Source organism: Streptomyces sp. CA-106110 (genome assembly GCF_050936285.1).
Taxonomy (GTDB): Bacteria; Actinomycetota; Actinomycetes; order Streptomycetales; family Streptomycetaceae; genus Streptomyces.
Genome location: NZ_JBNJNB010000001.1, coordinates 7,964,009 through 7,984,599, shown reverse-complemented (window position 1 = coordinate 7,984,599; position 20,591 = coordinate 7,964,009). Strand labels below are relative to the sequence as shown.

Here is a 20,591-nt window from a genome sequence, read left to right as displayed (position 1 = left end):
ATCTCCCGTCAGGCTCCCGGGCGCCGCACCTGGTCCGGCATGGGTGCCGGTGACGTCCGCGGCTCGCGCGATGCGCGGTGCCGCCGTCCGCGGTGCGGGCGCCGCACGGAAGCTGTCTGTGTCCTGTCTCGCCGGTTCCGTACACCATGTCGCGTACGGCCTGGCGAAAGTCTTCTGGTCGGTGCGCTGCCCGACCCAGGTGGCTCCCGAGTACGAGGGTGGCGCTACGACGTCCGTCCCTACGCGGAACCTTCCTTACTCCGGCGTCGCCGCGGCGGTAGTCACGGCGGCCGTGTGCGGCTCGGTCGCTACTGCCTCGCGGTCGGGCGCGAGTGGGTCGGTCACCGTGCCGGTCTCTTCATCGAACAGCCCCTGCGCCAGCCTGGTCACCGCTGCGGGGACCGGCGGCGCCAGGTCGGCCACGGCGCGGAGACCGGACAGGACGTCGTCGGGTCGTACGGCAGGCGTCACGTGCCGAACAACCAGCCGCAGTATCGCACAGGGCTGGTCGGCGGGCCTATCAGCCTGCGAACTCTGCGTTGTCACACTTTCCAGGGTCGCGACCGCGGCACGGGCGTCGAAGGTACGGACGCCGTTCTTGGTCATGCGCTGGACCTCCACGGCCCCGGCCCCGTTGAAGGCCTCGACCGCGCGTCCGGCCTCGGCCGGGTCCACGCCGTCCAGCCGCAGCTCCCACACGGAAGCCGTCAGCCGGTCGGCCAGTCCCGCCGTACGGGCCTCGACCGCGTCGACGATGTCGAGCCCGGTGGGCAACGACTCGTCGAGGAGTTCGCGCAGCTTGTCCGGGTCACGCGCCTCGGTCAGCGCGATTTCCAGGTACTCCGCCTCACTGCCCGTGCCGGTGGGTGCGGCATTGGCGTACGACACCTTCGGATGCGGCGTGAACCCCGCCGAGTACGCCATCGGTACCTCGGCACGGCGCAACGCACGCTCGAAGGCGCGCTGGAAGTCACGGTGGCTGGTGAACCGGAGGCGGCCGCGCTTGGTGTAGCGCAGTCGGATGCGCTGCACCGCGGGTGCGGGCGGCGGGCCTTCGGGCTGTCGCTTGCCCAGTGTCGTTCAGTCCTTCGTGAGAGCGGTGGTACTGCTACCTAGAGTACGTGTCTCGGCCGCCTTCGGTTCCCGCCGGGAGATCGTTCGGGGCCCGCCCGGATCCCCGATGAGCATGCGCCGCAGGTCGGCGCGGGCCTGCCGCGCGGACTCGCGTACGAGGGCCGTCGCCCGCCGCGCGGACTCGCGTACGAGGGCCAGTGTCCGCCGCGCCGCCCGGCCCACGGCGTGCGCGGCCGCTGCGGCCGGCCGCAGCACCGCTTCCCGCAGCACGTGCCCGATCGGCGTCAGCACCATCCGGTACGCCCACCGCACCGGCTCCACGAAGATCCACCGCATGAGGGTGCCCAGGAATCGGCCCACGACGAGCGACACATGCCCGGCGACGCGCCAGGCATGGCCGAACGCGGCGCCGATCTCGCGTCCGACGGCCCAGAGGACGCGCCCGACCGGGGCGAGGACCCACCGGCCGACGGCGAGCGCGGGCGGCACGAGGACCACGCGCACGATCCAGTACAGGGCGACCCCCGCACCGGTGCCGATCACGTGTACGGCCCGTACGGCACCGGCCGCGACCCAGGCGATCCCGTGTCCCAGTGGCGTCAACACGTACTGGTACAGCCACCTGGCCGGAACCACGACCAGGTACCCCACGAGCCACGCCACCGCCGCGAACGCCCCGGCGCCGAGAGCGGCGAGGACGTACCCGGCGCCCTTCAGCAGCCAGGCCACCGCACGTCCACGGGGGCCAGTACACGCGCGTACCGTTCCTAGCTAGTCAGTGAGCAGGAGTGAGTCTTGTACCCAATCCTGGTCAACTGGCGCATCCCGAACGGTGGTGGATGCACTGGTCTCCCGCGTTCGCGCCGCGTCCGGCGACACGGATCGTGTCCGTGGTCCAAGGATGCGGGGGCGGGTTCCCTCACGCCCTGGGGTGCCGTGTCCGGCCTGGGCGGTCCGATGCCCCACGCGATCGCTCTGGTCGTGTGGGCGCGGTGCCGTCCGTCGCCGGATGCGGTGCCCCAGGGCGCGCCTGCCGATCGCGATGCTCGCGGCATCGTGACGGCTGGTTTTCCTGGTCGTGTTAGTGAGGGGCTTTTGCCAGTGCTGGGCGCCCCACCTGCTGGTGTAGGCCGGGTCCACGGCGATGACGGTGACGCCGAGCTCGGCCGCCATGCTGACGAGCCGGGCCCGCAGCCTGGATACCGGCATGCCGGAGATCACCTGCCTGAACCGCCTCTGGCGGCCGTGCTTCTCCCGGGTCTTCTCCGTGCTGAAGTCGAGGTCTTCGATCGCGATCGACACCCTGTGGCGTTTCGCCTAGTGCAGGAGCCGGATCAGCGCATGCCGTACCTGGGCGTCACGATGGTTTGCGGTGCCGGACAGGTCGTAGAAGAAGCGGCGCGGTCGGCCGCATGGGTTGCCGTGCTGATCGAGCCGCCAGGCGGCGAGGTGGTCGGCGTTGGTGTCGACAGCGATCAGGCCGCCTGTGCGGGCTTGGGACAGGGGGACGGTTGTGACCGGCGGGATCGTCCAGGAGGCGGTGAGGTACCAGCGGCAGCGGTCTGTGTCGTAGTGGATGCGGTAGGCCACGGACCGGTTCGTGGTGATGCGGTCGGCCCACTCGTCGCTGCGGTGGTGGAAGACCGCAGCGCCGGTGAGCGTATACCGGCCGTGCGGGGCGTTGGCCAGGTGGGCGAGCGGACCAGGCAACTTGAGTGACACCTCGCCGTCCGGGGTGACGCGGATGGTCTCATTGCCGAACCGCTTGCCAGATTCCCCGTCCGCTTGGAGGAACCAGCGCGATGCTTCCCAACGTTGCCGCCACTGGGCCTGCGTGAGCTGGGCGGCTTGCAGGTTGTGCCGGTTGCGCACAAGCCGCTTCCCGCCGCGCACAACCCGGACGCGGCCCACAGCACAGTCGGCCTGCTCGGCACGCAGCCGGTCTTCAAGGACCTGCAGGCGCCGGGACTTGGCGAACCACTCCTTGGCGCTGCGGTAGCCGCCCGGCGCCCGCCTACTCCCCTTCTCCCCGATCGGCAGGGACAGGCGGTGCGCGATCGTCCGCACGCCCGCCTGAAGGCTGTGGATATGCGCGAGTTGGGCACGCCGCGCAAGCGCCCACTGATCATGCGTGGCCTTGGTGATGCTCCCGGCCCAGCGCGACGAAGACTCCCCCGTCAGGGCCCGCTTACGCTCCGCCCACCTGTCCGCGGAGTGCTCCAGGCCGTCGGCGCACCGGCGTTTGAGATCTCTTGAGGCCAGCGAGCCAAGATGCGCGCCCACCAGGCGCAACACCGCCTCGTCGGCGGCGCTCAGGTGGCTCAGACGGGTGCGGATCGCCACGCCGGACGGGCCGACGGCCACGAAGGGAGCAGCGATCGTGCGCAACGACTCACCACGCATCGATGTACCCCGCTCCCCAACGCTTGATCAGCAACAGGAAGAACGGTACGGGCCGGCACTGACATCAGCGGCCGCCATACGAGGCGAGTGCGCTACAACACCACGAACCAGAACATGCTCCTGCACACCCCCGCACGCTCCTGCACATCCGAAAACGAACAGTTCCCCACCCCCACACGAACCCGGAACCGATCCCGCGCAGCACCCGGCTGAGCCCGGCACCGATCCGCCGCAACAGCCGGGCGGCAGCGCGCCCGAGCGGCGTGAGCGCGTGCTCGTACAGCCACGCGGCCGGGACGACGACCAGGCGGTGCCCCAGCCAGGCCGCGGCCCTACCGAGGGGAACGAGGGCGTAGCGCCACAGCGTCACCCATGGCCACACGAACGCCGCCCACGCCATCCACAGCAGGGCGCGGCCCACCGGCCTCAGTACGGCGTCGCGCAGGAGCCGTCCGCCGGCGACCAGCGCGTCCCACACCATGCGCACCGGAACGACCAGCACGAGCACGACGATCCGCACGGGCAGGCGGACGGCGACGGTGAGACACCCCTCGGCAGGGGGCCGGGGCGACGGTTTCTCCAGGTCCATGCCGACATAGACGCCTCAGCGGCCCGTACGGATGCGGAGACACGAGCCGCCGTGCTCCGGGGAAGCAAACCCGGTGAGCCTCTCGCTTATATGACGAGGCCTCAGCAGCCGCACCGCCTGTCCCCCATGATGCCGCCCGGCCCCGCAGGTGCGGCTGCGGGGCCGGGCGGCAGGGTGGGGCGGTCGGGTCAGACGGTGGTCAGCGCGGCCCGGCCCCGTTCGGCCTTCGCCGGTCCGGCGGGGGACGGCCGCACGTCGAAGTCGAAGATGGAGGTCGGCACGTAGAGCGAGCAACAGGCATTGGGGATGTCGACGATGCCGCTGATACGTCCCTCGACGGGGGCGGCGCCGAGCAGGAGGTAGGCCTGCTCACCGGTGTAGCCGAACCTCTTGAAGTACTCGACGGCGTTCAGGCAGGCCCGTCGGTAGGCCAGCGTCGCGTCCATGTAGTAGTTGGTGTCCGTGTCGTGGTCGACGGAGATCCCGATGAAGGTGAGGAACTCCGTGTAGCGCGGCTCGACATTGCCGGGCATGAACACCGGGTTGGTGGAGATTCCGTAGGTCTCCATGCCGCCCTTGATCAGGTCCACATGGAAATCGATGAATCCGCCCATCTCGATGGCACCGCAGAAGGTGATCTCTCCATCGCCCTGGCTGAAGTGCAGGTCGCCGCCGGAGAGTTTGGCGTCCTTCACGTATACGGGGCAGTAGGCCCGCGATCCGCGCGTGAAGTTCTTGATGTCCTGGTTGCCTCCGTTCTCACGGGCCGGCACCGTGCGTGCGCCCTCCGCGGCGATGCGTGTGGCGAGGTCTCCGGTGGCCTTGCCGGCGAGTGCATGGGAGGAGTCCGGGGGCACGGCGAGGGGCGGCACCCGGTCCGGGTCCGTGTCGATCAGCGCCTTCTCGCGCGCGTTCCACCGGGCGAGCATCTCGGCGGAGGGAGCGGTTCCGAACAGTCCGGGGTGGGTGATGCCCGTGAAGCGGATCCCGGGAAGATGACGGGAGACCGCCTGCTGCCCGTGGAAGTCCCATATCGCCTTGTAGGCGTCCGGGAAGTAGTCGGTGAGGAAGCCACCGCCGTTGGCCTTGGCGAAGATGCCGGTGTATCCCCAGCCCTGGCCCGCCGCGTCCCCTGCCTGCTGGGGAACGGGGCCGAGGTCGAGTAGGTCGACCACCAGCAGGTCGCCTGGTTCCGCTCCTTCCACGCCTATCGGGCCACTGAGCATGTGGGGGATGGTCAGATCGATGTCCCGCACGTCGTTGGCGGAGTCGTTGTTGCCGATCTGGCAGTCGGTCCAGTCACGGCATTCGATCCGGAACTCGGCTCCGGGCTTCACCATGGCGACGGGGGGGATATCCGGGTGCCACCTGTTGTGTCCAGGCGGGTCCTGTTCGCGCATCGACTTGGTCTGGTCCACGCTGTAAATGACTTCGGGCATGACAGCCTCACTTTTCTGGTCCGGTCAGGTCGGTGTGCCCGTGTTCCCGGCTGATCCGGGAGGTGCGGCCGACGGGGTTGTCCCGGTCGGCTGCCGTGATTTCCTGGTGAGTGGCCACAGTGCCCCGAACACCAGGAGGGCGAAGGCTCCTTGGGCTATGGCGATCTCCGTCGTGTGCTTCCAGTAGCCGGAGAGCAGCAGCGCAGCGGGGATCACACCGGTGATCCAGCCTTCGATCGCCGTCACCCAGCCCACATAGACGGTGAGTTTCGCCATCTTGAGGCCGAGCAGCAGGAAGAAAAGGAACCACAGGAACGCCCAGTACAGCCAGATCACCCCGAACGGGTAGTCCTTGAAACGGTGGAAATTGACGAACGAATACCCCAGGGCGGCAATGGCCACAAACAGGGAGTAGTAGCCGACGCCCGAGGTGTCGAGACCGGCCAGGAGGCCGATTCCCACGTAGAGGTAGGTGAATGCGAACAAGTAGATGCCGGAAGCCGCCAGAATCTTGTCCTGGTCGCCGCCGGCCGTGAAGATGAGGTAGGTCGGCGTCACCGTCTGCAGTACACCTACGAACAGGTTGAACACCGCTCCCGACCGGGCCTCGACCTTCTCCAGCAGCAACAGGCCGTTCATGAACAGCACCGCACCGACGAAGAGCAGTCCCACGTTTCCCACGGGGATGCACCTCCAAAGGCCGCGTGGGGACGGAACACCGTCGTCATGCCAGGGAATGACGGCACAGCAGGAGCGGCATCGGTGTTCCGGCGCCGGAACCCGCCCGGGCAACTCCGCCTGGATCATCACCTTCAGGGCCGGGGCAATTGCGAGAGCGCGGGGTGCGGGCGCGGCGGCAGCCGCTTGCGCCGTGGTACCTCGGACACAACTGCCGGAGCCTCACGGGACTTTTCCTCCCGTTCACGGAAGGAGGAGATCTCGTGCGAGGTCACGGCGAAGGCAGGTGACGAAAACACACGTCTGGCCGTGCCCGCGCAAACAGGGCAGCCGTACGCCGTGGGAGCGGTGCCGATCGCGAGCTTGACGTCGAAAGACCCGCAGCGACCGCAAAGGTATTCGTAGGTTGCCATGAAGCCGCCTCCGGAGTCGGCGCACTGTGCTGGAACCCGACGTCTGCGACGCGCTCCGAGAAACGTGCGCCACTACTACCCCATCTCAAGGAGACGTCGCGAAAACCACCCTTGTCAAGGTCGTTCCGGACCACCCCGAGGAGACCGTGCAGGGGTTCGGCAACGCGCTTTTTCGGCGCATGATCCGGAAGAGCGGCTTTACTCGCACGCTCCTCGTGGAACTGGCGACAGCGGTTGACCGGCGGGAGCAGGAACACGCTCCCGGGCGGCCTCCGCACCCGTCCGGCTCTCGTCCCGAACGGTCACCGCGACGGGAGCCGTATGCCCGCTGTGAGCAGGTTCACGGGCTTTTTTCTGGACGGATAAGGCTGACGGCTTTTAGCGTTCAGATTCATCTCTTTCCAGAGAATGTGGGCAATGCGCCGCGCATGTCGAAGGCGACAGCATTTCCCACCGAACTTCCGCGGGACAAGGTCAACGCCGGAAAGGTGGAGCAGTGAGCATGGACGCCGTGTGGGTCCGGGGCGTGAACGGCATTCAGATGCATCACGTGACCGACCTCCAGGACGCCGGCAGGTTCCTGGGCAATGCAGCCATGGCGCTGCGGGCCGCCCACGTGAGGACCGGCACCGACCAGTACGCCGGTGTCGCCGCCGAGCTCAAGGCCCTGGCTACGCGGGTTCGGGAGCTCGAGGAGGAGGCCCGCTCGGCCATGCACGAGCTGCACGCGACCGATCCGGAGCGGTTCGTCCGCTGCCGGGACGGTCACGAGCCATGGCCGGGCGAGATCCCGGCGGGGTTCATCCCGCGCCACACCTGCATGGACGAGTGTCTCTACCATGATCGCGGAGTACTCGAAGCGATCATGCAGTGCACCTGCGGCGGGCCGGTCTGCCAGGCGTGCGAGATCGGCGGCAAGCCCTGAGGGCTCGCTCGACCCGGGCCCAGTCCCTGACGCGCGGCAACACGTGACCGGCGACGGTCGAGGCACCGGCCGCGCACGGACAGCCGGAGCAGATCGGTCCTACCCGGCCGCCGACCCGCTCGAGCTCGACCGCTCCTCGTGGCGGGTGTGTACCGCGATCCGGAGCAGTTCCTCGACCGCACCAGTCAACCTGCGGTCCTTCGGCCACACCGCGCGCAGTTGCCGATGCAGATCCACCCCCGTCACCGGGACCTCCACGATGCGCCCCTCGGCCAGGTCCTCCTGGACGGTGACCGCGCTGAGCACCGCCGGACCGGCCCCTTCGGCCACGGCGCTGCGCATCGCGGCGTTGGCGTCCAGCACCATCAGGGGTCTGACCGGCTCGACGCCCGCGCCGGCGAGTACCCGCTCGAGGGTCTCACGCGTACCTGAACCGACTTCGCGGACGATCAGGCGAGTCCGGGCCAGCTCCTCCAGATCCACCGGCTCCCGCCGTCGTGCCCAGGCATGCTGCGGCGCGCACACGACGACCAGCCGGTCGCTGCCCACCTGGCGTGAACTGAGTCCGGACGGCACGGAGGGCGCCTCGATAAAACCCAGGCTGATCCGGCCACTCGCGGCGAGCGCGCCGACCTGTTCGGAATTGGTCACCTTGAGGCTGACGTAGACGTCGGGCGATCGCCGCTGCAGCGCGCCGATCCAGCGCGGCACGAAGTGTTCGGCCAGCGTCATGCTGGACGCCAGGCGCAGATCGTCGGCGCGGTCGCCGCGCAGTGCCGCGGCGCCCGCCATCAGTGAGTCCACTTCGGCCAGCACACGCCCCGACCACTGGCACACCGCCTTGCCCTCGGTGGTGAGCACGGAGCCGCGGGTGTCGCGGTTCACCAGGGTCAGCCCCAGGCGCCGCTCCATCTGGGTCAGCCGCTTGCTCGCGGCGGGCTGGCTGATCCCCATCCGCTCGGCGGCCCGGCCGAGGCTGCCGAGCTCAGCCACCAAGGTCAGCAATTGGAGGCTGCCGAGGTCGGGAGGCGACGCGCTCATAACCACAGCCTATGAGGGCATGCCCAAGTGGGCATACCGGGTCGCCGCCCGCCCGGCGAACATGGAGCTGTCCGGAAGAACCGCGAGAGCGCCCGGACCCGACGCGATGAGGACGTCGGCGCGATACCGGTTCCACCACCCGGTATTCCAGACGGTGTAGGGCCCACGGATTCGCCCGCCACCTTCTCCCAAAGCGAGACCGAGAAGAGTAAGGACCAACCATGTCTCACCATCTCGACACTCCGCTGGCGGCCCAGAACGGTCAGCTGTTCATCGATGACCTGTACGTCTTCCCGGGCGAGCGCAGCACGGTGTTCGTCATGGACGTCAATTCCGACATCACCGGCGTCTACGCCCAGCCGGGATTCCACCCGGAGGCACGGTACGAATTCAAAGTCCATTTCGACGGCGCCGACTTCGAGACCCTGACCTATCGTGTCTCCTTCGGCGAGCCCGACCCGGAGGGCAGTCAGTCCCTGCGGCTGCATGTCCTGACCGGGGACGAGGCGCGCGAGGACTCCGCCGACGGCGACCTGGTGCTCGAGGGCCGCACCGGTGAGACGGCCGCCGCGGACGGCACCCGCCTCTGGGCCGGGCGCATCTCCGACTCGTTCTACATCGACCTGTCGCTGCTGGCCGTCGTCAACGGGGCGGTGGCGAAGGGGACGGCGGTGGACCTGTCGGACTGGCGCCCGAAGGAGGCGCAGAACAGCTTCGCGGGCACCACCGTGGAGTCGATCGTGCTCGAGGTGTCCCATGAGCGCGCGCTGCTGCGCCCCGGGACCCGCACCGGCGTATGGTGTGCGACCAAGCTGGCCACCGACGCCGGCGGATGGCGGCAGATCAACCGCGGCGGGCACCCCATGATGTGGCCGATCTTCTGGCCCGGCGACACCGACTTCTCCAACCCCGCCAACACCCGGCACCCCTCCGAGGACTTCGCCGCCGCCGGCGAACTCATCGCCGGCCAGGTCGCGGCCGTCGTCGCGGCCACCGGGACCTGCGCCGACCCGGAGGGGTACGGCCGGACCGTGGCCCGGCAGCTGTTCCCCGACGTACTGCCCTACGTCGTCGGAACCCCCGCGACGTACGGCTTCGCCACCCGCAACGGCCGCACCCTGGCCGACAACGCGCCTGAGGCGATGCTGTCCCTCGCGACGAACACGGCCGTGCCGGCCGGGCTCAAGCCGTCCGTCGCGGAGCACCTGCGGACCGCCGGCTTCCCCTACGTCGTGCCGGTCTGACCGTCCCCGCCCGCGCCACCGCGGGACGAGCTCACCGGAACGGGTCGGGTCGTACGAGCCACAAGGCGCCGGTGAGCGCGAAGGGCTTCCGCGAGCAATGTGCTTGCGGGAGCCCTCCGGTGTGCCGCCTGCAGGTAAACGGTGAGAGGACGATCACGAGAAGGACGTAGGGGGCGACCAGGTCGTCAGGGGCGGAGGAGCAGGCTGCCGCCGCGCTCCTTCGCGGCGGCGTAGCACCCGGCCATGTCCTGCCAGTTGACGACCTGCCACATCGCCTCGATGAAGTCCACCTTCTGGTTCTTGTACTGCAGATGGAAGGCGCGCCGCCCTTGGGCGCGACGCCGTGGCCGGTCCTACTCGGCGCGGTGTTCGGCGGGTGCGGGCTGCGCGAGGCCCGCCGTCCACTTCTCCTCGATGCGGGCGACCTTCCACACCAGCAGGGCAATGACCCAGGTGGCGAAGAACAGACCGACGATGACGTAGCCGATGATGTTGAGGTCGAGCCCGGCGACCCGGTCCCAGAACGCGCCGTGCAGGTGAGCCTTCTCGGCTACCAGGCCGAGGAGTTCGGCGGTGCCGATGATCAAGGCGACGGCGACGGACAGGCCGGTCATGGTGAGGTTGTAGTAGACCTTGCGGACCGGCTTGGAGAACGCCCAGCCGTAGGCGAAGTTCATGAACGAGCCGTCGATGGTGTCGAGCAGGGACATGCCGGCCGCGAACAGGATCGGCAGACACAGGATCGCGTACCAGGGGAGGCCGGAAGCCGCGCCCGAACCGGCGAGGACGAGCAGCGCGATCTCGGTCGCCGTGTCGAAGCCGAGGCCGAAGAGGAGGCCCAGCGGGTACATCTGATGGGGCTTGGTGATCGACTTCATGAGGCGGCCCAGGAGGCGGTTCATGAAGCCGCGGTTGTTGAGCTGCTCCTCCAGGGCGGCCTCGTCGAAGTGGCCGGTGCGCATCTGCCGGAAGACCTTCCAGATCCCGGCCATGATGAGCAGGTTGATGAACGCGATGACGTAGAGGAACGTTCCGGAGACGGTCGTGCCGATCCAGCCGGTGACGTTGTGCAGCTGGGAGTTGTCGTTCTCGACGGGTCCGGCCAGCGCCTTCACTCCCAGGGAGAGGAGGAAGGCGAGGGCGAAGACGATGCTGGAGTGGCCGAGGGAGAACCAGAAGCCGACCGACAGCGGGCGCCGGCCCTCGTTCATCAGCTTCCGGGTGGTGTTGTCGATGGCGGCGATGTGGTCGGCGTCGAAGGCGTGCCGCATGCCGAGGGTGTACGCGGTGACGCCGATGCCCATGCCGAAGGTCTTGGTGCCCAGGCTGTAGTGCTCGGGAGCGACGATCGCCACCAGGGTGAACCAGCCGATGACGTGCAGCGCCAGGATGAAGGCGGCCATCCCGCCGAGACTGGCCCACTCCTTGCGGGTCATCGAGGTACGGATGCGGTGCCACGAGATGCCGCGTCCGGAAGCCGGGGCGCCCGGCCGGACGGAAGCGGAATCGGGGGTGGTCATGGGGGCGTGGGCCTTACTGATCGGCGGGAGGCTGTTTTCAGCCGTGCCTACCAGGTTTCTGCGAATAATTCGCAACTACAAGTTAGCCGCAGTAAAGCCCGGATCAGGTTTCGGTCAATGGCCCGAAAAAAGGCAGAGAGGGCCGCGCGTCATACGGGCGGCAGAGGCTGCTCCGTCCACACGGTCTTGCCGTCGTGGGTGTAGCGGGTGCCCCATCGCTCCGTGAGCTGCGCGACCAGGAAGAGCCCGCGTCCGCCCTCGTCCGTGCTGAGGGCCCGCCGGAGGTGAGGGGACGTGTGGCTGGTGTCGGACACCTCGCAGATCAGGCACTGCGTACGGATGAGGCGCAGGGTGATGGGGCCGGCCGCGTACCGGTAGGCGTTGGTGACCAGCTCGCTGGCCACCAGCTCGGTGGTGAAGGCCAGGTCCGTCAGTCCCCATTCGGTCAGTTGCTCCGTCGTCAGCTCCCTGGCGCGGGCAGCGGCGGTCGCCTCCAGGGGCAGCTGCCACGAGGCGACATTCTGCGGCGGCAGCACCCGGGTACGGGCGATGAGCAGGGCGATGTCGTCGCTGGGCAGGTGGTCCGTGGGCAGCAGCGCTTCGACCACGGCGTGGCAGGTGCGGTCCAGAGGATCGGCGGCGACGCTGAGACATGCGTGCAGATTCGCCAGCGCGGCGTCGACGTCGCCGTTGCGCGCCTCCAGGAGGCCGTTGGTGTAGAGCGTGAGCAGACTGCCCTCGGGAAGGTCGATGTCGCACGTTTCGAACGGCAGTCCCCCGAGGCCGAGCGGCGGCCCTGCGGGCAGGTCGAGCACGGTCACCTGGCCGTCCGGGGTGGACGCCATCGGTGCCGGGTGGCCGGCGCGCGCCATCGAGCAGCGACGGGAGACCGGGTCGTAGACCGCGTAGAGACAGGTGGCCCCGACCACCTGCTCCACCACCGACCCCTGGCCGTCGGCGTTGGCCTCCAGTTCGGTGGCCACCAGACTGACCAGATCGTCCAGCCGGGCCACGAGCTCGTCGGGTTCCAGGTCGAGGCTGGCCAGCGTGCGCACGGCGGCCCGCAGACGGCCCATCGAGGCCGCGGCGTGGATCCCGTGGCCGACCACGTCCCCCACAACGAGAGCGACCCGGGCCCCCGACAACGGGATCACGTCGAACCAGTCACCACCGATACCCGGCTCGCCGCTCGCCGGGAGATATCGACAGGCCACCTCGACGGCAGGGAGGTCGGAGACCGCACTCGGCAGCAGACTGCGCTGAAGTGTCAGGGCGGCGCTCTGCTGCTGGGTGAAGCGGCGCGCGTTGTCGATGCAGACGGCCGCACGCGAGGAGAACTCCTGGGCCACCGCGGCGTCGTCGTCCTCGAAAGGCTCCGAATGGCGCGCTCGCCACAGACCCACGATGCCCAGGACCAGGCCGCGCGCCACCAGGGGCACCACGATCAGCGAATGGACGCCGAGACCCATGGCGATCTCGACCCGCCGCTGGTCCATGGCTTGCCACTCGGGGCGGAGGGACAGCAGCCGTTCGAGAATCGGGCGCTGCTCGGCCAGGCACCGCGCCTGCGGGGATTCCGGAAGGAGCGGGACCGCCTCGCCCTCCTGGTACGGGACCCGGCGATCCGGGGGCGAGAGGGCCACCCGGACCAGCGGGACCGCCACACCGGGGGGTGGTTCGTCGCCGAGTGTCACCGGCTTCAGAAGGTCCACCGAGCAGTAGTCGGCCAGGCCTTGAGCGGCCACCTCGGCCAGCTCACGGGCGGTCTGGGCCACATCGAGCGAGGTTCCGATCCGGGCGCTCGCCTCGTTCAGCAGAGTGAGCCTGCGCCGGGCCCGATGGCGCTCGGTCACGTCCTCGATCGTCTCGGCCACACCGAGGACCCGGCCCGTGGCGTCCTCCATCCGGAACGCCGAGACGGACACGATCCGTTCCCGGCCCGGATCCAGCCGGGTCCGGGCGGACTGCTCCGTGAAGATCAACGGCTCGCCGGTCTCCAGCACGTGCCGTACCCGCTCCTCGGCCGGACCCGCGTCCTCGTCGACGAGGAATTCGCGGGGACGGTGTCCCACCGGCGCCTCGGCGGGGACGCCGCTCGCCTTTTCGACGGCGCGGTTGACCCGGAGCACCGTCCTCTCCGGACTGTGAATGACCAGACCGATCGGGGAACGGTGGTACAGGCCGTCCAGCAGAGCACGGTCCCGCTGCCAGGCGATGATCTCCGCCACCGGGGCACCGACCAGAAACCACTCCCGGCAGTCCCCGTCCCGGCTGATCGCACGGGCCCGGAAACCGAGCTCCACACGCCGTCCGTCACGGTGCCGGACGGGCAGAGACCCGAACCAGCTCCCCGTGCTCATGGCGTCCGCGGCGGCGGCCCGCGCGGCAGGCAGGTCACGGGCGTCGATCAGCAGGTCCCGCCACGCCCGTCCGATCACTTCCGTGGCCTTGTAACCCAGCAACTCCTGGGCACGTGCGCTCCAGCCGACCACGGTGCCGTGCTCGTCGAGCACGGCCGAGGCACTGTGCCCGAGGGCGAACGGATCCTCCGGACCCTCGCTGAACAGCATCGACGGCGTCCCCATAGCCACCACCTTGCCTCCGTGACTCCGATCTTCCTCCCCCCGGTCTCCGTCCGCGACTCTCCCGGTCCTTTCGGCCCAGCGGTTCGGCAGGAGTGCTCGGCGGTGCCCACACGTCCGCGCTCAGGAGGCGAGGATGCCGATGCCGTCGCCCAGCAGCTTGAGTCCGAGGACGAAGAAGAGGACGGCCATCAGGGCTGCGTTGTGCTGTGCTGCCCAGTCCCGCCAGGAGCCAAGGATTCGCTCGGCCCGCTCCCCCATGAACAGGAAGACGGCCAGCGGTGCCAAAACCCCGAGCGAGGCGATGACGACGAAGACGGCGAGTGCCCCGATCTGCTCCGGCACCGGGATTCCGGCCGAGCTGATCGAGGCGCCCGCGGCAAGGGTCAGGGGTGCGTTCTTGGCGTTGGCCGCCGACAGCAGCAGCCCCAGCCCGAAGACCTTGCGCGGGGTGAAGCGGTCGATCGCGGCCATCCACTTCGACAGCCGGGCCTGCGCGGGGTCGGTGGGCCGTCGGCGCCACTGCCGGACGGCGAAGAGGACGAGCAGCACGCCCAGGGCGAGCTTCAGAGCGCCGACCCAGGTGGCCGGGTGCTTGTTCGTGGACGCGCCGCCCGGGCCGCCCACCGCGAGCATGATCGCGCCGAGGAGTGCCAGACCCAGGAGCCAGCCCACGGCGAACAGGGCGCCGTTGAGGCGGCCGCGCCCAGTGGCCAGGAGGAGGATGATCGCCACGATGGGAAGCGGGCTGACCGCGACACCGGCCGCCAGGCCCAGCACCTCGCCTACGGCGTGTCCCAAGGTGGGCTCCTCGCGGGTAGAAGAGGTCGGGCAGGCCGGACAGCCGGGGTCCGGCTCAGTTCTTGATTCGACTGACGGCCATCGGCAGATGGCGCGGACCTCGCAGAACTGCGTTGCGGCGGTAGCAAGGCGGGTCCTCGACCAGGCGCGGACTGTCAAGCCGGCGGGCAAGCTCGGTCAGGGCGAGCTGGGCTTCCAGCCGGGCGAGGGTTCGCCGAAGCAGTGTGCGAGGAACGCGCACTGCGCGTATCCCTGACACCGGTTGAGATCGACGACAAGCCCCATGAGCCTTCAGCTCCTTCGCGAGGTGATCACGCGCGCTGCCGTCGTTCCACGCCGGCAGGCAGCCCGGACGCGAGCTGTCCCCTGCGCCCCAGCGTGTGCGAGCCCGTCCACGGGCGCACGTCCACCAAGCCGACAGAGTGAGCCCGGCACCGGGACAGCCCACGGGCCTCGCGTTCCCGTCAGGGATTCCCGGATCGTGCGGCGGCGAGTGTCCGGGCGGTGCGGGCCCGGGAGGCCACTTCGACGACGCTGAGCAGCCGGTGCCGGTCCAGGACATGGTCGAAGCCCGGGACGATGTGGGCGCTGTCGCGGAGGTCGGCGGCGAGCGCGGCACGGACCCCCGTACGTCGGTGTCGAGCCCCTCCGCCCGATCACATCGGGGAAAGGGCTCGACCATCCGCCCAAGTGCCGTCCGGTCCCCGGCCCCGCTCAGGCGAAGTGCCGGATACGAGCGGCCGTTTCGGGCGCGTACGGCGGCCAGTCGTCCACCGATCCGGTCCTCCCGAACTCGGCGACCGCGCTCGCGAGGGTGCGTCTCAGGGCACGCTGGGCGTCTCCTGGCCTGCCCAGCATCGGACTGTCCTGGTAGGCGTCGAAGGTGTTGAAGAGGAAGGGCAGTTCGCCGCAGTGGGTGGCGCCCAGGGAGAGCTCGTCCTCGACCGGCCGGTAGTCGAACTGGTAGACGTAGGTCGCGTTGCCGCCGGCCGCATGGTGGTCGGCGAGCTCCAGCGCGCCGTTGCGGAACACCTCGCCGGTCTCCACCGCGGTGAAGATCTGCGCCGGCGTCGCCTGCGGAAGCCGGGCCGCCTGCCGCTGGTAGACCTCCTGGGCCTGCGCGCCGATCTGACCGGTCAGGATGTCCAGCGCACCGGCGGGGGTGAGGTTCTGGATGTCCGGGTCGAGGGCGAAGAAGGCCGTCATCTCGTCCTGGGCGGTGCCGATCAGCAGAGGCTTGCCCTCCAGTGCGCCGTCCGCGACCGCTCGCTGCCAGGCGAGGGGAGCACCAGGGCCACCGAGCACCGGATACATCGGCGGGGCGACATCGCCCGGACGCACGAGTTGTGCCGCGAGCCGGCCGTAGGCGGACAGCAGTTGCTCAACGGGCAGTGCACGCAGTGCCTTTGCGGCGTCCGCGCCGCCCGGCACACCGAGCAGCCGCAGGTACGTCTCGGCGTTCTCGGCCGCGGTCTGCGGGTCCTGCGGCCGCACTCCGAAGGGGCTGCTTTCCAGCAGCACCCGGGTGACGAGTCCCGTTGTCCGCGGATCGAGCGCCAGCGACAGGGCCGAGTACGCCCCGGCCGACTGCCCGCCGACCGTCACGCTGCGCGGGTCGCCGCCGAACGAGGCGATGTTGTCCTGCACCCAGCGCAGCACGGCGGCCTGGTCCTGGGAGCCGAGGTTGGCGGCACCGATCTCCGGCAGATACAGATAACCCAGCGGTCCCACCCGGTAGTTCGCGGTCACCACCACGATGTCGCCCAGTGCGGCCAGACGGCTCCCGTCGTACCAGTCCCATCCACCGGAGCCGCTGGAGAAGCCGCCCCCGTGCCACCAGACCAGGACAGGTCGGGGCGCCCCGCCCTCGAGCGCCCGCAGCGGACTGAAGACGTTGACGGTCAGGCAGCCGTCCTCGTCCCAGTCCGGCACGCGGCGCCCCATCACCCGCTCCAGCCGTGAGGCCGCCTGCGGTACGGCCGGCCCGGCCTGCACCGCCTCCTTCACCCCCGACCATCCCGGGTGCGGCCGCGGCGGCGCGAAACGCAGCTCACCGACCGGCGACGCGGCATAGGGGATTCCCCGGAAGGAGATCGCCTCGCCTTCCGCGACCCCCCTGACCTTGCCCCGGTCCGTGCCCACGGTCCGGCCCTCGACACCCGTCATCGTGCTCACCTTTCTCGTCGCGGCTGCTCTGAGTCCGTTTCTATCCGGGCGAGGGAATCCGAGCCAGAAAGAACCCCCTGAGACACAAACAAGCGACATAGGATCTTGCTATATGAAGAAAGCGCGCCACCAGCTGGAGGAAACGGACCGCCGGATCACGGCCGCGCTGCTGGCTGCCCCGCGGGCCTCCTGGCGCACGGTCGGCCGCGTCCTGGGCATCTCGGAGCGCACCGTGGTGCGGCGTACGGCGCCGCTGTTCCACGACGGAACGCTGCGTGCCACAGCCGTGCGCAACCCCGCGTGCTTCCCCGATCTGATTCCGCTCGCACTGCGCATCCGGTGCCGGCCCAACCGGATCGGCACCGTCGCCGCCACCCTGGCCCGCCGCCCCGACACCATCTGGGTGGACGTCCTCGGCGGCGGGGACGAAATCTGCACCATCCTGTTCCTGGCCGGGCCGGAGGCGCGCAACACGCTGCTGCTGCGCGACCTCCCCGCCACCCCCGCGGTCCAGTCGTGGACCTCTCATGTCCTCCTGCGGGTCTTCCCGGCCGCCTTCGACTGGAGCGGCGGCCTGCTGTCGGAAGCCGAGCTGACCGGTCTGCGCCCCGGCACGCCTGCGGCGCCCACCCGCTCCGCCCTGCTGCCCGTCGACGACCAGCTGATCGCCGCGCTGATCGAGGACGGGCGGGCCTCCTACACCGACCTCGCGCGCCGCGCCGACACCACCGCCCTCACCGCCCGCCGCCGCCTGGAGGCACTGGTGGGCGGCCAGGTCCTCAGACTCGCGACCGAAGTCGATCTGGCCCGGCTGGGCATGCGCGCCGAGGCACTCCTGTGGATCACCGTCGCACCCGGCGGTCTGGAGGAGACGGGCCGCGTGCTCAGCCGCCACCCACAGGTCCGCTTCACCTCGGCCACCACCGGTCCGGCCAATCTCCTCGTGGCGGTGGCGGCAGCCGACCTCGACGCGCTCTACCTCTTCCTGAGCGAGACCGTCGGCGCCCTCAAGCACATCTCCAGCCTTGAGGTCACCCCCATCCTGACCGGGGTCAAGCGGACCGGTCTGGTCCGTCCGGGCAGCCTCTGAGCCGACCGCGTCCGGCGGGGTGCATGCGCAGGCGAGGCCGCCGCCCGTATGACGAGAACGAGCCTCCTGATCGAGTTTCCTGATCGGCAGTGGGTGAGCGAGCGCTCGCAGGAGAGCCGAACGCCCCGGGCCGCAACGAGCGGTACTACGTCCACAACGACGGCCGCGCCGCCAAGGGCCGGCGGCCCGATGAGTTCCGGAGCCCGCCGGGGTCTACCTCTGCACAAGCCAAAGCTGCGAGCTCTGTGAGGGGACCATGACCACCCACGCACTACCCCCCGTCGTCGACGCCGCAACCTGGGAGCACCGGCTCGAGGCACTGCGGGCCCGGGAGAAGGCCGCGACGCGGGAGCTCGACGCCATCGCCGCCGAGCGCCGCCGCCTGCCGATGGTCGAGATGCCCGACTACACCCTCGAGGGCGAGGACGGGCCGGTCCGGCTGGCGGACGTCTTCGAAGGCAAGAGGCAACTGATCGTCTACAACCACATGTGGTTCGCCGGCAAGGAATGGCAGTGCCCGGGCTGCACGGGGTTCACCTCGCAGTACACCCGCCTGGAGTTCCTGGACAACTACGATGCGCGATTCGTCATCGTCACCCAGGGCCCGATCAAAGAGGCACTCGCCTACAAGCAGCGGGTCGGCAACCGGATGCCGTGGTACTCGACGGCGAACAGCTCGTTCGGGGCCGACGTCGGCGCACCGCCCGACGGAGGATTCGCGGTCAACGTGTTCCTGCGCGACGGCGACACCGTCTACCGCACCTGGCACACCAACGGCCGGGGTACCGAGCAGCTCAGTCACTCCTTCGCGCTGATCGACCTCCTGCCGTACGGACGGCAGGAGGAATGGCAGGACTCGCCCGAGGGCTGGCCTCAGTCGCCCACCTACAGCCGGTGGGCGACGTCCAAGGACATCGCCGCGGCCTACGGCCCGGGCGCCGACGGCAGCTGAACCGGGCACCCACGTGCCCGGCGTCGCTGACGCCCGGCACGTGGGTGCCGCGCTGGTGCGGGTCCGGGTCGGCATGGAGCAGTCCGCCCAGAACGTCGCTGCCCACACCCTTAATAGCAACCAATGGTTGTGCATGGCCGGGAAACGCTCTACCGTGATACGCAACCAAAGGTTGCGAGAGGGGAAATCCGGTGGAGTACGGCAGCATCGAGCGGGAGATCCACATCGAAGCCACGCCCGAGGTGGTCTACGAGGTCATCAGCAGGCCCGAACACCTGAGGGAATGGTGGCCGGACGAAGCCGAGCTCGAGCCGGTGCCCGGCGCCACCGGGGCCATCACGTTCGGCGACAGGACTGCGCCGGGGGCGAATGTCGTACCACTCACGGTCTTGGAGGCCGACCCGCCCCGGCGGTTCTCCTTCCGGTGGGTGTACGACGAGGGTGAGGCCGCGACAGCGGCCAACTCCCTCCTGGTGACCTTCGAGTTGGTCCCGTCCGGTGCGGGCACACTGCTGCGCTTCACCGAGACGGGGTTCCGGGAGAAGGGCTGGGAGGCGGCTGTGCTCGAAGAGGAGTACCGCCAGCACGTCACCGGCTGGGACCACTTCCTGCCCCGCCTGGTCGCCTACGTCGCCCGGCTGGTGGCGGCGCGATGAGCGTCACCATCGACGACGAGCTCTGGTCGGCGGTGGGGGACCCGACACGTCGGCGGATGCTCGACCTGTTGTTGACCGACGGCGGCGGAACGGCGACCACGCTGAGCGAGCAGCTTCCGGTCACGCGGCAGGCAGTCGCCAAACACCTCGGCGTCCTCGACCGGGTCGGACTGGTCCACGTCACGCCGTCCGGGCGCGAGCGCCGCTACGACGTGGACGAGGCTCAGCTTGCCCGCGCGGTCGCGCAACTGTCGGCGGTCGGGGCCACCTGGGACGCCCGGCTGCAGCGCATCAAGCGGATCGCCGAGGCAATCCAGCGCAGCCGAAAAAGCTGACCCGTCACGAACGCCGCACGTCCGTGGCGGCGCTGGTCAACCGCGCCCGAATGCGGGCGCCTACACGAGAAAGAGGCAGCGAGATGGTGGACATCCTGCACAGGATCGGAGTCACGTCGTCCCCTGACGACGTCTACGCGGCCTTGACCACGGTCGAGGGGCTGGCGAGCTGGTGGACCGAGGACACGGACGGCGACGGCAAGGCCGGAGGAGTACTCCGCTTCCGCTTCGTGCCGGGCGGGTTCGACATGAAGGTCCTGGAGGCTCAGCCCGCCAAGCGCGTGCTCTGGGAAGTCGTCGACGGGCCCGACGAGTGGATCGGCACGCGGATCCACTTCGAGCTGAAGCAGGAGGACGGCTTCACCATCGTGTTGTTCCGGCACGAGGGCTGGAAGGAGCCGGTGGAGTTCATGTACCACTGCAGCACCAAGTGGGCGACCTTCCTGATGAGCCTCAAGAAGCTGGTCGAAACCGGCAAGGGCGAACCCGCGCCGCACGATGTCAGGATCAGCAACTGGCACTAGACCGTGCCCGTCATGTCCGGGCACGGCTCGACAAGCAGCGCGAACACAGCAGGACAGAGGTGCCAAGTTGGCTCTCGCAGGAGCCAGTGCCAAGATGTCGCATGTGCTTGTTTTGGACTACGGCAACCGTTGCCGCACGTTCCCGAGCTTGGCTGAGGG

At 69.5% G+C, this 20,591-nt stretch carries 18 protein-coding genes and 4 pseudogenes; 8 read left to right on the top strand and 14 right to left on the bottom strand.

Annotated elements, in window-relative coordinates; all coding sequences use genetic code 11:
* Nucleotides 1-255: 255 nt before the first annotated feature.
* From ACQEXA_RS36770 to ACQEXA_RS36740, 7 genes and pseudogenes are all read right to left on the bottom strand, one after another.
* Nucleotides 256-1,032, bottom strand: a complete 777-nt coding sequence (locus ACQEXA_RS36770) for a TIGR03936 family radical SAM-associated protein (RefSeq protein WP_432927620.1) — start codon at nt 1,030-1,032, stop codon at nt 256-258.
* A gap of 48 nt (nt 1,033-1,080) precedes the next feature.
* A complete protein-coding gene (locus tag ACQEXA_RS36765; protein WP_432927621.1) occupies nt 1,081-1,803 on the bottom strand; it encodes a hypothetical protein in 723 nt (240 codons plus the stop codon).
* A 42-nt stretch (nt 1,804-1,845) separates the two neighbouring features.
* A pseudogene (locus ACQEXA_RS36760) lies at nt 1,846-3,477 on the bottom strand (IS200/IS605 family accessory protein TnpB-related protein).
* A gap of 172 nt (nt 3,478-3,649) precedes the next feature.
* Nucleotides 3,650-4,066: pseudogene (locus ACQEXA_RS36755) on the bottom strand (hypothetical protein); the annotation flags it as partial.
* Nucleotides 4,067-4,254: 188 nt separating this feature from the next.
* A complete protein-coding gene (fmdA, locus tag ACQEXA_RS36750) occupies nt 4,255-5,505 on the bottom strand; it encodes a formamidase (protein ID WP_432927622.1) in 1,251 nt (416 codons plus the stop codon).
* A gap of 24 nt (nt 5,506-5,529) precedes the next feature.
* A complete protein-coding gene (locus tag ACQEXA_RS36745) occupies nt 5,530-6,186 on the bottom strand; it encodes an AmiS/UreI family transporter (protein WP_433132211.1) in 657 nt (218 codons plus the stop codon).
* A 131-nt stretch (nt 6,187-6,317) separates the two neighbouring features.
* Nucleotides 6,318-6,596 carry an FmdB family zinc ribbon protein gene (locus ACQEXA_RS36740; protein ID WP_433132209.1) on the bottom strand — a complete coding sequence of 93 codons (279 nt, stop codon included), beginning with the start codon at nt 6,594-6,596 and terminating at the stop codon, nt 6,318-6,320.
* A 26-nt stretch (nt 6,597-6,622) separates the two neighbouring features.
* Here ACQEXA_RS36740 and ACQEXA_RS36735 point away from each other — a divergent pair, with 26 nt between their 5' ends.
* Both ACQEXA_RS36735 and ACQEXA_RS36730 read left to right on the top strand, forming a co-directional pair.
* A complete protein-coding gene (locus ACQEXA_RS36735; RefSeq protein ID WP_432927625.1) occupies nt 6,623-7,096 on the top strand; it encodes a hypothetical protein in 474 nt (157 codons plus the stop codon).
* A gap of 2 nt (nt 7,097-7,098) precedes the next feature.
* Nucleotides 7,099-7,521, top strand: a complete 423-nt coding sequence (locus ACQEXA_RS36730) for a hypothetical protein (RefSeq protein ID WP_432939137.1) — start codon at nt 7,099-7,101, stop codon at nt 7,519-7,521.
* A gap of 99 nt (nt 7,522-7,620) precedes the next feature.
* Here ACQEXA_RS36730 and ACQEXA_RS36725 read toward each other — a convergent pair whose 3' ends face one another.
* Entirely contained in the window at nt 7,621-8,562 is a 942-nt protein-coding gene (locus ACQEXA_RS36725; RefSeq protein WP_432927626.1) for a LysR family transcriptional regulator, read from the bottom strand.
* A 221-nt stretch (nt 8,563-8,783) separates the two neighbouring features.
* Between ACQEXA_RS36725 and ACQEXA_RS36720 the strand changes: the two genes are divergently transcribed.
* Nucleotides 8,784-9,806: a DUF4331 family protein gene (locus ACQEXA_RS36720; RefSeq protein WP_432927628.1), complete on the top strand. Its 1,023-nt coding sequence runs from the start codon at nt 8,784-8,786 to the stop codon at nt 9,804-9,806.
* 185 nt (nt 9,807-9,991) lie between these two features.
* Here ACQEXA_RS36720 and ACQEXA_RS36715 read toward each other — a convergent pair.
* The 6 genes and pseudogenes from ACQEXA_RS36715 to ACQEXA_RS36690 all read right to left on the bottom strand — a co-directional run.
* Nucleotides 9,992-10,126, bottom strand: a pseudogene (locus tag ACQEXA_RS36715) (Fe-Mn family superoxide dismutase); the annotation flags it as partial.
* Between the two features lie 33 nt (nt 10,127-10,159).
* Complete coding sequence (locus ACQEXA_RS36710; protein WP_432927630.1) at nt 10,160-11,326, bottom strand: HoxN/HupN/NixA family nickel/cobalt transporter; 1,167 nt, start codon at nt 11,324-11,326, stop codon at nt 10,160-10,162.
* Between the two features lie 149 nt (nt 11,327-11,475).
* Entirely contained in the window at nt 11,476-13,911 is a 2,436-nt protein-coding gene (locus ACQEXA_RS36705) for a SpoIIE family protein phosphatase (protein ID WP_432927632.1), read from the bottom strand.
* 120 nt (nt 13,912-14,031) lie between these two features.
* A complete protein-coding gene (locus tag ACQEXA_RS36700) occupies nt 14,032-14,709 on the bottom strand; it encodes a GAP family protein (RefSeq protein WP_433132207.1) in 678 nt (225 codons plus the stop codon).
* 55 nt (nt 14,710-14,764) lie between these two features.
* A pseudogene (locus tag ACQEXA_RS36695) lies at nt 14,765-14,917 on the bottom strand (cytochrome P450); the annotation flags it as partial.
* A 506-nt stretch (nt 14,918-15,423) separates the two neighbouring features.
* Nucleotides 15,424-16,875: a carboxylesterase/lipase family protein gene (locus ACQEXA_RS36690; RefSeq protein WP_433132205.1), complete on the bottom strand. Its 1,452-nt coding sequence runs from the start codon at nt 16,873-16,875 to the stop codon at nt 15,424-15,426.
* A 112-nt stretch (nt 16,876-16,987) separates the two neighbouring features.
* Between ACQEXA_RS36690 and ACQEXA_RS36685 the strand changes: the two genes are divergently transcribed.
* From ACQEXA_RS36685 to ACQEXA_RS36665, 5 genes are all read left to right on the top strand, one after another.
* Entirely contained in the window at nt 16,988-17,965 is a 978-nt protein-coding gene (locus tag ACQEXA_RS36685) for an Lrp/AsnC family transcriptional regulator (RefSeq protein ID WP_432927637.1), read from the top strand.
* 256 nt (nt 17,966-18,221) lie between these two features.
* A complete protein-coding gene (locus ACQEXA_RS36680) occupies nt 18,222-18,917 on the top strand; it encodes a DUF899 domain-containing protein (RefSeq protein WP_432927639.1) in 696 nt (231 codons plus the stop codon).
* Nucleotides 18,918-19,108: 191 nt separating this feature from the next.
* Complete coding sequence (locus tag ACQEXA_RS36675) at nt 19,109-19,573, top strand: SRPBCC family protein (protein ID WP_432927641.1); 465 nt, start codon at nt 19,109-19,111, stop codon at nt 19,571-19,573.
* Nucleotides 19,570-19,908 (top strand): ArsR/SmtB family transcription factor, encoded by a 339-nt coding sequence (locus ACQEXA_RS36670; protein ID WP_433132203.1) that lies wholly within the window; start codon nt 19,570-19,572, stop codon nt 19,906-19,908. Before ACQEXA_RS36675 ends, ACQEXA_RS36670 begins: the two co-directional genes overlap by 4 nt.
* Nucleotides 19,909-19,991: 83 nt before the next feature.
* Complete coding sequence (locus ACQEXA_RS36665) at nt 19,992-20,432, top strand: SRPBCC family protein (protein WP_432927645.1); 441 nt, start codon at nt 19,992-19,994, stop codon at nt 20,430-20,432.
* Nucleotides 20,433-20,591: the final 159 nt, after the last annotated feature.

Coding starts and splice junctions, on each gene's coding strand:
- fmdA (WP_432927622.1), bottom strand. CDS start 5,505: ATGCCCGAAGTCATTTACAGCGTGGACCAGACCAAGTCGATGCGCGAA.
- ACQEXA_RS36740 (WP_433132209.1), bottom strand. CDS start 6,596: ATGGCAACCTACGAATACCTTTGCGGTCGCTGCGGGTCTTTCGACGTC.
- ACQEXA_RS36730 (WP_432939137.1), top strand. CDS start 7,099: ATGGACGCCGTGTGGGTCCGGGGCGTGAACGGCATTCAGATGCATCAC.
- ACQEXA_RS36725 (WP_432927626.1), bottom strand. CDS start 8,562: ATGAGCGCGTCGCCTCCCGACCTCGGCAGCCTCCAATTGCTGACCTTG.
- ACQEXA_RS36720 (WP_432927628.1), top strand. CDS start 8,784: ATGTCTCACCATCTCGACACTCCGCTGGCGGCCCAGAACGGTCAGCTG.
- ACQEXA_RS36710 (WP_432927630.1), bottom strand. CDS start 11,326: ATGACCACCCCCGATTCCGCTTCCGTCCGGCCGGGCGCCCCGGCTTCC.
- ACQEXA_RS36705 (WP_432927632.1), bottom strand. CDS start 13,911: ATGGGGACGCCGTCGATGCTGTTCAGCGAGGGTCCGGAGGATCCGTTC.
- ACQEXA_RS36690 (WP_433132205.1), bottom strand. CDS start 16,875: ATGACGGGTGTCGAGGGCCGGACCGTGGGCACGGACCGGGGCAAGGTC.
- ACQEXA_RS36685 (WP_432927637.1), top strand. CDS start 16,988: ATGAAGAAAGCGCGCCACCAGCTGGAGGAAACGGACCGCCGGATCACG.
- ACQEXA_RS36680 (WP_432927639.1), top strand. CDS start 18,222: ATGACCACCCACGCACTACCCCCCGTCGTCGACGCCGCAACCTGGGAG.
- ACQEXA_RS36670 (WP_433132203.1), top strand. CDS start 19,570: ATGAGCGTCACCATCGACGACGAGCTCTGGTCGGCGGTGGGGGACCCG.
- ACQEXA_RS36665 (WP_432927645.1), top strand. CDS start 19,992: ATGGTGGACATCCTGCACAGGATCGGAGTCACGTCGTCCCCTGACGAC.